Source organism: Pseudoalteromonas sp. SR45-4, from assembly GCF_014163535.1.
GTDB classification, from domain to species: Bacteria; Pseudomonadota; Gammaproteobacteria; order Enterobacterales; family Alteromonadaceae; genus Pseudoalteromonas; species Pseudoalteromonas nigrifaciens.
Map to the genome: position 1 here is coordinate 1 of NZ_JACJDO010000116.1, position 461 is coordinate 461.

1 pseudogene is annotated in these 461 nt (G+C 41.9%); it reads left to right on the plus strand.

What is annotated here, in order from left to right:
* A pseudogene (locus tag H5058_RS18220) lies at window positions 1-461 on the plus strand (transposase); the annotation flags it as partial.

The window sequence follows — 461 nt, forward strand, 5'->3', positions numbered from 1 at the left end:
CTCACTAACAAATATCTGCAAGGTGAAGAGCTAAGTAAAATTGAATGGCTCTTTCTAAATGAAACAATCATTGAATACCGAGAACGCTTAGCTAATATCAGTTGGTTTATGCGGCTATTAAATGAAGACATTGCGCGCAGAGCTAATAAAGAAGATAACTGTACCGGACGGTTTTGGGAGGGACGTTTTAAATCACAAGCCCTCTTAGATGAAGCCGCATTAATCGCCTGTATGGCATATGTTGACTTAAACCCAATAAGAGCAAAGGCAGCAGCAACACCTGAAACATCAGACCATACCAGTGTAAAAATACGCATTGAAAGTGCCACTGCGGGTAAGCAACCGAAGCAACTCCTGCGCTTTTCAGGTAAATCAAAAAAGCACATGGCGAAAGGATTACCCTTTGCGCTTAAATCTTACCTTGAACTAGTAGAATTAACCGGGCGTTGTATACGCGAAGG